Raw genomic sequence first — 12,486 nt, forward strand, 5'->3', positions numbered from 1 at the left:
TCCCTTTAAGACTACTTTATAAGTTTACGACATCTATTTAATGTAAATGTCCGGCAACAGTTTCCATCATCCTTCTTCCTATCTTATAACCTAATATATCCTTCTCAATAAGAGTAGCCGGCAGGAGTTTTTTCCTGTCGGTTATTCATCTAAACTAAAAACTATAGCCATGAAATATTTTGTAGCCGTCTACCAGAAACTCAAGAATATTTATATGTCTCAGAGTTCGATGGAGAATGATCTTTCTATGATCTGTCCTTCCCTCAGAGTATATGAGAATGAGGAGCTGGAACTGCTGAAACCTCAGAGCCTGCTGAATGATGAGCAGAAAAAAGCACTTTCTATTATTAAAAAGCAGAATGTAGCCTATGAACTGAACTCAGTTCCTATTTCCCCGAATTTCTGGGATCTGAACCCCAATAATTCATTGTTTGATATTTATCGTGATATTCTGGACAAAAACAATCTGAAGAATCTGGAGGAAAATCTGAACCAGGTTCTTGAAAACAAAAGCACGGTTCTCTTCGATGCCAAAAACAGCGACACCAAAGAATTCAAAGCTTATAAAAAATACAGAACACTGTACGAAGATACCATTAATAAAGTGAGTGATCATTTACTACTGTTTGACGGACTTGATACAGATGAAGAGAAAAGCAACTGGAACGACAGACTCATCAGTCTCAACAATCTGAAAGAACTTGCTTTTTCCGAATGGAAAGTAAAAGGCAGCAAAGACCTTATTGAAAAAGAGCTGGCAAGAATCAACAAATCGTCTGATGCTGATCTTTATCTTGCTATGGCACAGAATGCAAAACACATATTCGAAGCGGCAGAGAAAACAGATGTGATCAACAATGCGTCTATTCATGACATTAATTTCATTCCTTATGACTTTATGGAAAATGAGTCAGGGTGGAACAGCATGCGTATTGAAAAATCTGAACTCGAAGGCCTGCATTCCGAAGCTAAAAACAACAATGAAAATATTCCTACAGAAATTCTTTCTATAGATTATGACGAAAGCATGATACAAGCTGTAGAAGTAGAATATTCTTTTGTTCATCTAAAAAGAAACTGGTTTAATAAAAATTTCATGCTGTCTGAGCATTTTGAATGGAAAGAACCTAAGAAAATATCGGACGGGCAAACTATTTCCAATGATTTTAAACTGCCAGCCTTTCCAAAAACCATGATTCTGATTAAAAATCTGAAAGTAATTCTGGATCCATCCATTATCAATGCCAGTGTAAGCAATACGGAACAGTTGGTCTACTTCGGGCCTATGGTGATGAAGCAGCAGGTTTTTGTTAATAAAAGCAATAATCAGAAATTCCTGAAGGCCATCACGAATGTAAAAACCATCAAATCCGACCAACTCAATTATCTGGCTAAAAAAACGATGATCGCAGACGCTCAAAAGGTAGCTGTACTCAACACCAATTTTTCAGCAAAAATGGAATCTGTTGAAACACTGAAAACTGATAACAACGCAGCATTTGCAGGAAAAATAAATACAGGAAATATTCTGGGAAATATTAAAAATCTACGCCCGCTTACTCCTGTTCCTCACGGAGCAAGTCCGGTACAGCCAAGCCCCCAGCCTTCCAACCCCATTAAAGTACCCTGGGGTTCCTGGGGACCTAAATTTCCGACTATTCCGACTCCTACCCCAACGCCGATACCGGTTCCTGTTCCACAACCTCCTCTAGGCGCGATTGTACAGTTTAAAGTATCGGATAAGATCAATAACGACCCGATCTACAAATGTGCTATCTCTATTAAAGGAACCAATAACAACCGGATTTTTGAGATTGAAAGCAACGAAATAGGAATTATAAGTCAGTTAATTCCTATCGGAGAATACAGCATTGAACTGAGGATTGACGATTATGCTGTTTTAAACCAGAATTTCAGTGTTAATAATGCAACACCTATTAATCTTGAATACAAACTTCAGAGGGAAGAAGTAAAATTTAAGTCTTTTTTTCTGATCGGGATGATTTGTGAGAGAATGCCGAGGATACCGGTTGATTAGATATCAGATTTCAGACTGAGGTTGAGGATAAGGTAGGAAAATGGTGAGTTGTATGGGTTTGGGGGAGTAATGGTGGCTTCGAGAGCCTCAGCCACCAGATATGAGTCATCATACATAAGACACCAGATATGAGACGCCATACATAAGCTACCGAATATAAGCTAACAAATTATTTGTTCTACATTTTATATTTCCGGACCTACATAACTCTAAAACACTTAAACTCGAATCCCGCACCTCGTAACCCGAAACCCGAAACCATCATTTATAAAAAACAATAACCATGAAACTTTTAAAATACTATACAAAAGCACCAGAAGTAACCACACTATGTGAAATTCTTTACAAACTGGGATACGACATTAAAATTTCAGATTCATTTACTTTGGAAGTAGATGAAGCTGTAAAGGATTTCCAAAGAAAAAACTCTTTGGTTGTAGACGGAATCGTCGGGGTAAAAACCTGGTCCGTTCTCCTGGAAGGTGATGAAAAACCTCTAAGCTCAACCGACAAATTTCTCAAAGAAAGCGATTTGGTTGACTTTGCCCATGAATACAATCTGGAACTGGCCGCCGTAAAAGCTGTCAATGAAATTGAAAGCAGCGGAAAAGGTTTTTTAATTAACAATAAGCCCAAAATATTGTTTGAAGGACATGTTTTCTGGAATGAACTCAGGAAAAGAGGCATCGATCCTAATACTTATTACAATGCAGAAAGCAAAAATGTTCTTTACCCAAAATGGACAAGAGCCTTTTATCAGGGCGGGGTAAAAGAATACGACCGTTTAAATGAGGCCATCAATCTTAACAGCAACTCCAACTTTGAAGAAGCAGCTTTATCTTCTGCTTCATGGGGAAGTTTTCAGATTATGGGTTATCATGCAAAAAATCTTGATTATAACGATGTGCATCATTTTGTCTCTAAAATGGAGCTAAATGAAGGTGAGCACTTGAAAGCCTTTGGAAAATTTCTGGAGAAAAACGGCTGTCTGGTTCATCTGAGAAATAAAAACTGGGCAGGTTTTGCCAAGCTTTATAACGGAGCAGGATATCGTGAGAATAAATACGATGAAAAGCTGGCTAAGGCTTATGCAAAATATGCACAAAATTAAATATGGAGTTTTTAATTTTAGTTCCTGCAGGTAGTATATGCTGTCTGTGGGAATTTTTCTTTTGCAGAGGTTATAAACCACCCCGTCAAAAATTCTTTGAATTTTCGCCACCCCTCCAGAGGAGGGGAATCTTCCCTCGGCTCAATAATTATTATTCATCAGTATAAAAATCTTTGATTTTTTAAAAACTTATATGAACTTTTCATACATAAAGCATTCAACTTAAAAAACTTTTGTGACTTTTGTGGTTGATATTTTTTGACCACGGATTGCACAGATTTACACAGATGTTTATGTGTATTTTATACTGGAGAAAAGATTTTAATGTATTTTAAACATGATTTTTTAGTCATCGATATGAAGAAATTGAGGCTAAAACTACTTCAAAATCACGCTTTCATGGGTTATCTTTATAGTCAGATGATCATCTTTTACTATTCTTTTTTTGACAAAACAATATTCCAAAGCTACAAACTGATAATCAATGGGTTATATTTGTTATTTTTTAACATTAGTTTAACATTTTTGCTTATCTTTGCTTTTCGTCAAATAACTAAGGATGTCTTTATACCAAAAAATTGCAGAAAAACTACAATATATAAGTCCGAGTTTTTATAAGAAGAGATACTTTAAAAGTTTAAGCCATCTTACCAAAGATAATTTTTCGGCACGGAATGTAGAACCGGAACTGGTATGGATCAAAGAATACCTTCCTAAAAGTGCTGTAATACTTGATATTGGTGCCAACGTGGGAACTTTTCTCTATCAGTTGGAAGATAAACTGAATCATGAGAACATTTATGGTTTTGAACCGAACAAGAAGCTTTACCGCCGATTGAAAAGACTTTTCCCAAGAATGAGGGTATTTCCACTAGCCCTTTCTGATGAAAACACAACGGCTGAGTTCAAGGTTCCTATCATTAATGGTAAACAGATCGCTTCCCGCGGTACTTTGAAGACTTCCTATAAAGAAAAAGGCGAGGAAAAAAGCTATACGGAAAAAGTAAAGGTGATAAAACTGGACGAATGGGCTGCTATAGAACATTTTAACAGACTGGATTTTATCAAAATAGATGTAGAGGGTAATGAAATGAAAACTTTGTACGGAGCTAAGGAAATCATCAGGCAGTTTCTTCCCACACTAATGGTGGAAATGGAACAGAGACATCACGACAACCCCATCTGGAAAGATATTTCTGAAGTAAAAAGCTGGGGATACGAAGCCCAATATCTCAACCGTAACAGCTTTACACTGGAACTTCTGACGGAAGAGATCCTGACACACAACACTAATGACGAAAAAAACAAGACCAGCTATATCAACAATATTATTTTTACACCAAAAAACCATTAAAAAGACAGTATGAGTTTAGTAGCGAGACAGGGCTTCAAATATTCCATCATAGGTTATATTGGTTTTCTGCTGGGTACCATATCCGCCATTTTTATTTTTCCGTATAATTTTGAATTTTACGGCAAGCTCCGTTACATTCTGCCTGCTGCTGAGATGTTGGTTCCCTTTGTTGTACTGGGGATTTCTTATTCAAACGTAAAGTTTTTTCACAGGACGGAAAGGGACGGCAAGAAACAGAATATGCTGTCGCTGTCGCTGCTTGTGGTTTTTATTAATTTTATCATTTTTACGGGTGTATTTTTTGTACTCCCCTATTTTTTTCCCAAATTCAGACATTCTGAGGCCTGGAAATTCAAGGAAATGATTCTTCCGCTGATTCTCATTCTTTCTTTCTGCGCAATTTTTAATAAATATGCATCCAATTACAAAAGGATTGTAGTCTCCAATATTTTTGATAATCTTCTTCCTAAAATAGCCAATCTGGGAGCTTTTGGCCTTTATATTTATTTTGCATCTCAAAAACCTGCTTTCGCTTTTTTCTTTGGAATGTTTGCGCTGATGCTTTTCGGATACGTTTATTACACCAACAAGCTTGAAAAAATACAGCTGGATTTTAATACAGATTACTTTAAAAAAGACCATTTCTGGAAAGAATTCTTTAATTACAGTTTCTTCGGATTTTTGGGAACTTTTGGAAATTATCTAGCTATCAACAGCCTTATGGTGGGTGAATATATGGGAATGGAGGAAGTAGGAATCTATTCTGTTCTGTACGCACTGATCTCTCTGATTTCTATTCCGCAGTTGGGGCTTTTCAATATTTCGGCTCCGATTATTAACAAAACGCTGGCTGACGGCGATATGGAGGAACTTGACCGATTTCATAAAAAAACCTCTTTGTCTTTATATTTTTTAGGTGCCGTTCTGTTTTCATGTATTATGGTAGGATTCCCTTATCTTACGCAATTCATGCCTAAAAACGGGACGATGCTCAGGGAATACGAGCCCGTAGTCTGGATCTGGGGATCTGCTGTTTTGATTGATCTCGCAACCGGTTTTAACGGAAATATCATTTCCCTTTCAAAGTACTACAGATTCAATATTCTGATTATGCTTTTACTGGCGGGACTTACGGTTGGGCTTAATTATTATTTCATTAAAAATACGGATCTTAAACTGATTGGAATTGCTTTATCTACGGCTATTTCTCTGACCACTTACAATGTCATCAAAATTGCTTTCAACTATTTCGTATTCAAAGTTTCTCCGCTATCCATCGAGATGATTTTCGTTTCCATTATCTGTACTTTGGCCATTACGGTAGCTATTGTCCTTCCAAATTTCAACAACAACTTCATCAATCTGATTTATAAACCTGCCGTGGTTCTGATCCTGATTTATATTGGAAATTATTTCACAAAAGTTTTCCCTCTTGAGGATTATCTGAATGCAAAATTTATTAAAAGTATTTTTAAATTTAAGTAGAAATTAAATCTCTCAGAACCTCTTCCAGTTTTTCCAGAACTGTTGCTTTGCTGTAGTTTGTCCGGAAATCGAAGTTTGTATTTTTAAGTGCTTTAAACTGTTCTAAAATATTTTCTGATTCAGGAACTATGAATTCTGATTTCGAAGGATAATCTTTCGAAAAAACAGCCATTTTGCCATACCTGATGGCATCTCCCAGATTTCCGGTCATCTTCGTAGCACCATATATTTCTTCGAGGCTGAAAAATTCAGTTTTCTTCTGAACCGGACACCATAAAACATCTGCTTTTCGCATTCCGTTTTCAAAATCCTGATTTGAAACTCTATCCGAAAAATATTGTATCAATACATTTTCCGGAAGTTTCTGAGAAAGTTTTTTCAGTTCTTTGAGCTCATCACCCTGAGCTTTACCCAGAAATATGAATTCACATTTCTCTTCGGTCTTTATATTCTGAATGATTTTAAAAATATGATCATAATTCCGCCTTTTCTGAGAAACACCTCCGGGAATAACAACGGTAAGCGCTTCGTTTTTATGGCTTTCAAAATTTTCGGTGTAAAAAAGAGGAAGAAACCGATACATCCCTTTTGAAATCTGCTCATCCAGAACCAGTAAGCTTTTGGCATTCCGGTAAGCTTTTGATGCATAAAACAATCCTTCTTTCCACCAGAGTTTCAGCCGGTAGATCAGATCTCCTTTGAAAATACTTTTAATCAATGCACCTTTTGAAGCTACTGAGAAATTGATATTATGAACAATAACAGCGGTGTTGTATTTTTGAACCAGCGCATGAAAAGTATTGAAATACCGATGAACAGTCCCAATGATAATCAAATCGTATGTCTTTGATTTCAACTGTTCCAGAATCATAGAACTATCCGACAAAAAAACCGTTTCTCCATGCTCATCCACCAGATCTTTTATCTTCTTCGAAAAATAATAATCTACGCTAAAATCAGAAGAATCATTCATAATGTTCATGAAAGCCTGCGCGATCTCTGCGTGGGTGTCTATTTCTATGTAGGCGATTTTTTTCAATTGTGGGGTGTGAGTTGCGGGTTATGGGTTGCGGGTTGCGGGTTGCGGGTTGCGAAAGGTAAAAAATTGTGGGTAAATGTTCTGCTTTTTATACTATTTTATGAAGATTTTATTTCCGGCAGATCAGGAATTCTATTCGCTAATCAGCCTATTTACCATTTCGCCATTTTACTTTTTTTACATTTTCAGCCACTTTTTCTTTAGTGTTTTCCAACGTTTATCATTGATGGCTTTCTGTTCGTCTTTTGAGATTTTCAGTTCCAGTTTCTGTGTTTTGCAGGTTTCATAAGCTTTGATGATCTTAAAGAAAAAAGCAGCAGATCCGGACCTGGCAGCCTCTTTTGCCGAGGCAATGTAGGCCAAAAACCTGTTCAGTCCCAAAAAGTAAAAGTATCTGCCATAATAATCTGCGGGTCTGATGGTATAATCTGCGCCTTTCACCTTAATCAGTTTTACATGAAGCTGTGGAAGAACCACTTCTTTCCAGCCCAGATTTTCCAGCAAGATGGAGTCTATATTATCCCAGCCCAATGTTTCCCTTAAACCTCCCATCTGCACAAAACATTCTTTACGGTAAGCTTTCATTGGTCCTCTTACATGCTGTTTATTAGAATTCCCTTCATAAACCCAGTTTCCGTCTTTTTCCACATACAGCAATCCGCCTGCAAGCCCGTATTCCGGATTGTTTTTAAAAGCATTTTCTATTGTTTCCAAATAATTGTCAGGAAGAATAATATCTGCATCGAATTTACAGATGACATCAAATTCATCTATATTCCGGGTTTTCAATCCGTTCTTAAAGGCACTTACCACTTTTGAGCCGGGTTGATGGGCAGATTTCTGAAGGTTGACGGTTTCAAAACGGGAATCATGATCTGTGTAGCGCACAATTACTTCCAATGTTTTATCCGTAGAGCCGTCATTAACGACCACAACGGTAAAATCTTTGAAACTTTGCTGTTGTAAAGAGTCCAGAGTGAATGGAAGATTATCTTCTTCGTTATGGGCAGGAATAATGATTAAAAACCTCAAGCTTTGATTTTATAAATGATGAATGATAAGCGATAATTGATCAGTGATGACGTCATTCTCTATCAATTATCGCTTATATTATTTTATTTGTTATGCGGTTTCAGCATATTTTTAGGATCAAGAATTTCATCCAGTTTCTCCTGGGAAAGAACTCCTTTCTCCAGCACCAGATTGTAAACACTGTTTCCGGTTTCCAAAGCTTCTTTTGCGATCTCTGTAGATTTTTTATATCCTATGTATGGGTTCAGCGCGGTAACAATACCAATGCTGTGTTTCACCATATTCAGGCAGATTTCTTTGTTGGCCGTAATTCCCACCACACACTTATCACGAAGGGTATCCAGCGCATTGCAAAGGAAATTAATATTTTCCATAATGGCATGAGAAAGTACCGGCTCCATTACGTTGAGCTGCAACTGTCCTGCTTCTGCCGCAAAAGTCACTGTAAGATCGTTTCCGAATACTTTAAAACACACCTGATTCACCACTTCCGGAATCACAGGATTTACTTTTCCTGGCATAATGGATGATCCCGGCTGCATCGGAGGAAGATTGATTTCAAATAATCCGGCTCTTGGACCTGATGAAAGCAGTCTTAAATCATTACAGATCTTAGAAAGTTTCACCGCAAGACGCTTCGTGGCCGATGAATAAATTACGTAAGAACCTGTATCCGGAGTGGCCTCCACAAGATCCGGCGCTGAAATAACCGGAAAACCAGTGATCTGGGCAAGGTTTTTCGCACAAAGTGTAGCATAACCTACCGGAGCATTCAATCCTGTTCCGATAGCCGTTGCTCCCATATTCACTTCTACAAAAAGATTGGCATTGTTATTCAGTTTAGAAATATCTTCTTCCAAAGTAGCGGCATAGGCTTCAAATTCCTGCCCCAAAGTCATTGGAACAGCATCCTGAAGCTGAGTACGGCCCATTTTGATGACATCGTGAAATTCTTTCCCTTTTGCACGGAAAGCTTCCACAATTTTTTCAAGTCTGTCAACAAGCCCAATATTCATGTGAAGCAGTCCCATTTTGATGGCTGTAGGATAGGCATCGTTGGTAGATTGTGAAAGGTTGATATGGTCGTTGGGTGAGCAGAATTCATATTCCCCTTTATTTTTCCCCAATTTTTCTAAAACGATATTCGCAATCACTTCATTCGCGTTCATATTGATTGAAGTTCCTGCACCGCCCTGAATCATATCTACAGGAAACTGGTCGTGGTATTTTCCTCCTGCAATTTCATCACAGGCTTCGGCTATTTTGAAGTAAAGGTTTTCTTCAAGTAATCCCAATTCATAATTGGTTTTTGCCGCTGCTTTTTTTACGAAAGCAAGACCTTTGATAAAGTCCGGATACGAAGACAGAAGCTGTCCTGAGATTTTGAAGTTATTGATCGCTCTCTGCGTCTGCACCCCATAATAAGCATCTATAGGTACATTTAATTCGCCTAAAAGATCACTTTCTTTTCTGAAATTTTCCATTACAGATAATTTTAACTGTTTTTATTTTTAAATATAGCAAAAACGCATCTTAGCCGATGCGTTTTACCTGTTATTTCGCTGGATATTTTTGGTTTAAAGCCTGGAGGGTTGCCCATGTTTCGGCATCCATAATCCCATCATAATTCTGAGGGCGGAAGTGATACTGAAAAGCTTCGATGGTCTTTTTCGTAGCATCGTCCCATTTTCCACTCAAATCCAGATAATACCCGAATTTCAATAAGGTAGTCTGAACAAGAAAAACAAATGACGGATCACTGTATTTCACTGCAAAATCAGCCTGCGCAAGAGTCAGGAAATTCTGTTTTGCAGCTTCATCATACCACATTCCAAGCTGATATTCATCGTAAAGCTTTTTCCAGGGAAACATAGGTCCCGGATCCTGCTTTCTGGTAGGTGCAATATCTGAATGAGCCAAAACATTCGTTGCCGGAATCTGATATCTTGTTACAATATCTTTAGCCAGAGCAGCCACTTTCTTCACCTGATCATCACTAAACTCCGCAAATATCTTCTTTCCTGTAGCATCTGAGGTATACCCTGCATTAACGATCTCAATTCCTATGGAGGTATCGTTAAGGTTTTTATCGTTTCTCCAGGCGCTTACTCCTGCGTGGTAGGAACGTTTGTTTTCGTCTACCAGCTGATAGATCTCATTATCTCCTGTATTATTGACAAGGTAATGAGCACTCACCCCCTGCTGAGTAAGAACGGTGATAGATTTATCATCAGGAAGGGCTGTATAGTGTAATATAAGGTAACGCTGTCTGAAATTTTGTGCAATGGCAGGAAAATAGGTCTTTACTACCTTATATCCGGCCGGTTTTGCAGATACTATAGAACCGTAACTTGCCGTGTTGTCATTTTTAGCAGGATCTGCTAAATTGGTTGTAAAAAATTCTACACCGTGTTCGTTGGTAATTTTAGGTTTCGGAGTTTCGGCAACCGGAGTTTTAACTGCCGGTTTCACCTGTGATACCGGGGTTTTCGGCTTGTAGGTATTTTTTTTAATATTTTGTTGAGAAGTACATGAAAAAACAAAAGTACTTAATCCGATGATATATAATGTCTTACGCATCAGTTTATTTTTTTAATCATTTATCACCTCAAAAATACGCAAATTTTTCTTGAATTTTATTTGGTAAATAAAGAAATCTGTTCTATATTTGCACTCGCAATAACGGAACAACGATCATTAAAAAATAAGAAAAAAGGAGGGTTGCCAGAGTGGTTAATGGAGCAGTTTGCTAAACTGTCGACGTGCAAGCGTCGCAAGGGTTCGAATCCCTTACCCTCCGCTATTTTTCTTACTTATCAATATACACTTCGGGGCGTAGCGTAGTCCGGTCATCGCGCCTGGTTTGGGACCAGGAGGTCGCAGGTTCGAATCCTGCCGCCCCGACAGTTTTATTAATTTTCTCAAAATTATTTAATGGGTGCGTAGCTCAGCTGGATAGAGCATCTGCCTTCTAAGCAGACGGTCAAAGGTTCGAATCCTTTCGCGCTCACAAAACTCACAATTTTTATTGTGAGTTTTTTTGTTTTTTATACCTTTTCTTTTTTTCTACAAAATTTGTTTTTTCGAAACGCAGGTACACCATTATAGAGAGCCAGCATTAAAATTTGAAGCTTTGGGCAAAGTACTCTGTTCTTTTTTTTACGCAAAGTCTACTATAATGCTGCAAATCTAGGAGAGCAAAGATGGCGGCAGAGCCACTGACTGAGCTCATTAATATACGCCTGCTTAATCAAATCAATGAAATTGATTCCGTCTTTGCTGGTCTAAAATATACAGTTTTAAGATAATACTTTGTTTCAAATTATCCGGCAGGTATTGACATTGAAAAAATAACGGAGGTAAAAAAAGATCTTACCTCCTTAGCGTTATGTACAGGAGAATATGAACAACTTCAAGCGCTTAATGAGGCGGATCAGAATTCCTTTTTTTTCAAACTCTGGACACTGAAAGAAAGCTATGTAAAAGCTACAGGAACAGGTTTATCCGAGGGATTAAATACCCTGGAAATTTCAATGAACAAAGAAAATATAAGTATGAAAAAAATGGGAAACCTATCCAGGCTTATTTTGAAACCATGGAATTGAATCAAGAGCAACAACTTTCGATGTGCTCACTTTCTAAAAATCTTCACAAGAATATGCAGCTGTTTTTACTTAATGAGTATAGTTCATTGAAGAGGTGAAAAACCTTTTGGGAATGTCAAAAGCTACTGACAATTTATTGAACCCATAATAATGGTCCTTCCAAGTTCACAAGACCGACATTTGAATATTCCATTTATGCAATTTTATTTTTATAAAACTTAAATAATTTAATCAATAAATAAAAAAATATTAAAAATATACTATATCAACATGTAGTGTATTATTTTTTTACTATTTTTGAGCACTATCAAATTAATTTATAAAATATGAAAAAAGTATTTTTTTTGTCTTTTTTATCTTCCCTATTAATGATTTCATGCTCATTAGAAGGTTCTGAAGAAAATAACCTGATGAAAGACTCATCAGAAGGAAGTATTAACAAATCAATTATTTCTAAAAATCAAGCAATTGGTGACTTTAAAAAAGCATTAGCTGATGCGAATAACCCAACACTTATTAAAGAAGAAATTGAAAACAATTCAGGAAGCCAGGGATTTAGTTCATCAAGAAAAAAAATCTTATTAGAACCGGCGAAAACAGTTTTATTGTCTACAGGAATGACTACAGAAAAAATCAATGGTTTAGATGATGATGCGATTATTTCACAAGCCTTCATTGCTATTTCAAATCAATAAAAACAATAATATATCACCTGAAATATGAGAAAAATTCTTCCACTACTTTTAGTTCTTTTAGCTGTAATTATTAAAGCCCAGCAATACCCGCTGGTAGTTTATAATTTTAGTCCTGTTGCTGTTACTA

The 12,486-nt window shown here is 37.0% G+C and carries 9 protein-coding genes, 3 tRNA genes and 1 pseudogene; 9 read left to right on the forward strand and 4 right to left on the reverse strand.

All coding sequences use genetic code 11. The features are described from left to right. The first annotated feature begins 169 nt into the window (after positions 1-169). The 4 genes from ACM46_RS18620 to ACM46_RS18635 all read left to right on the forward strand — a co-directional run bounded on the left by ACM46_RS18620 (position 170) and on the right by ACM46_RS18635 (position 5,988). Positions 170-2,038: a hypothetical protein gene (locus tag ACM46_RS18620; RefSeq protein ID WP_131707624.1), complete on the forward strand. Its 1,869-nt coding sequence runs from the start codon at positions 170-172 to the stop codon at positions 2,036-2,038. 283 nt (positions 2,039-2,321) lie between these two features. Beyond that, complete coding sequence (locus tag ACM46_RS18625; RefSeq protein ID WP_048508181.1) at positions 2,322-3,149, forward strand: N-acetylmuramidase domain-containing protein; 828 nt, start codon at positions 2,322-2,324, stop codon at positions 3,147-3,149. 559 nt (positions 3,150-3,708) lie between these two features. After that, positions 3,709-4,503: an FkbM family methyltransferase gene (locus ACM46_RS18630; protein ID WP_048508182.1), complete on the forward strand. Its 795-nt coding sequence runs from the start codon at positions 3,709-3,711 to the stop codon at positions 4,501-4,503. 9 nt (positions 4,504-4,512) lie between these two features. Next, positions 4,513-5,988: a lipopolysaccharide biosynthesis protein gene (locus ACM46_RS18635; protein WP_048508183.1), complete on the forward strand. Its 1,476-nt coding sequence runs from the start codon at positions 4,513-4,515 to the stop codon at positions 5,986-5,988. Here the strand turns inward: ACM46_RS18635 and ACM46_RS18640 are convergent. The 4 genes from ACM46_RS18640 to ACM46_RS18660 form a co-directional block, all read right to left on the reverse strand. After that, positions 5,981-7,027: a glycosyltransferase family protein gene (locus ACM46_RS18640; RefSeq protein ID WP_048508184.1), complete on the reverse strand. Its 1,047-nt coding sequence runs from the start codon at positions 7,025-7,027 to the stop codon at positions 5,981-5,983. The genes ACM46_RS18635 and ACM46_RS18640 overlap by 8 nt on opposite strands. Positions 7,028-7,204: 177 nt before the next feature. Continuing rightward, positions 7,205-8,059, reverse strand: a complete 855-nt coding sequence (locus tag ACM46_RS18650; protein WP_048508186.1) for a glycosyltransferase family 2 protein — start codon at positions 8,057-8,059, stop codon at positions 7,205-7,207. 83 nt (positions 8,060-8,142) lie between these two features. Then, positions 8,143-9,543 (reverse strand): aspartate ammonia-lyase, encoded by a 1,401-nt coding sequence (gene aspA / locus ACM46_RS18655; RefSeq protein WP_048508187.1) that lies wholly within the window; start codon positions 9,541-9,543, stop codon positions 8,143-8,145. A 70-nt stretch (positions 9,544-9,613) separates the two neighbouring features. Continuing rightward, the gene (locus ACM46_RS18660; RefSeq protein ID WP_048508188.1) at positions 9,614-10,639 is read right to left on the reverse strand and encodes an N-acetylmuramoyl-L-alanine amidase; all 1,026 of its coding nucleotides are present in this window, start codon (positions 10,637-10,639) and stop codon (positions 9,614-9,616) included. Positions 10,640-10,774: 135 nt separating this feature from the next. Here ACM46_RS18660 and ACM46_RS18665 point away from each other — a divergent pair. The 5 genes and pseudogenes from ACM46_RS18665 to ACM46_RS18680 all read left to right on the forward strand — a co-directional run bounded on the left by ACM46_RS18665 (position 10,775) and on the right by ACM46_RS18680 (position 12,359). Continuing rightward, positions 10,775-10,859: transfer RNA gene (locus ACM46_RS18665), tRNA-Ser, on the forward strand. A 29-nt stretch (positions 10,860-10,888) separates the two neighbouring features. Continuing rightward, a tRNA-Pro gene (locus ACM46_RS18670) sits at positions 10,889-10,963 on the forward strand. A gap of 32 nt (positions 10,964-10,995) precedes the next feature. Then, positions 10,996-11,069: transfer RNA gene (locus ACM46_RS18675), tRNA-Arg, on the forward strand. A 322-nt stretch (positions 11,070-11,391) separates the two neighbouring features. Further along, a pseudogene (locus tag ACM46_RS23900) lies at positions 11,392-11,664 on the forward strand (4'-phosphopantetheinyl transferase family protein); the annotation flags it as partial. A gap of 326 nt (positions 11,665-11,990) precedes the next feature. Then, positions 11,991-12,359, forward strand: coding sequence for a hypothetical protein (locus ACM46_RS18680; RefSeq protein ID WP_048508189.1), 369 nt, complete (start codon positions 11,991-11,993; stop codon positions 12,357-12,359). The last annotated feature ends 127 nt before the right edge of the window (positions 12,360-12,486 follow it).

This window comes from Chryseobacterium angstadtii, from assembly GCF_001045465.1.
In the GTDB taxonomy this organism is placed as follows: Bacteria; Bacteroidota; Bacteroidia; order Flavobacteriales; family Weeksellaceae; genus Chryseobacterium; species Chryseobacterium angstadtii.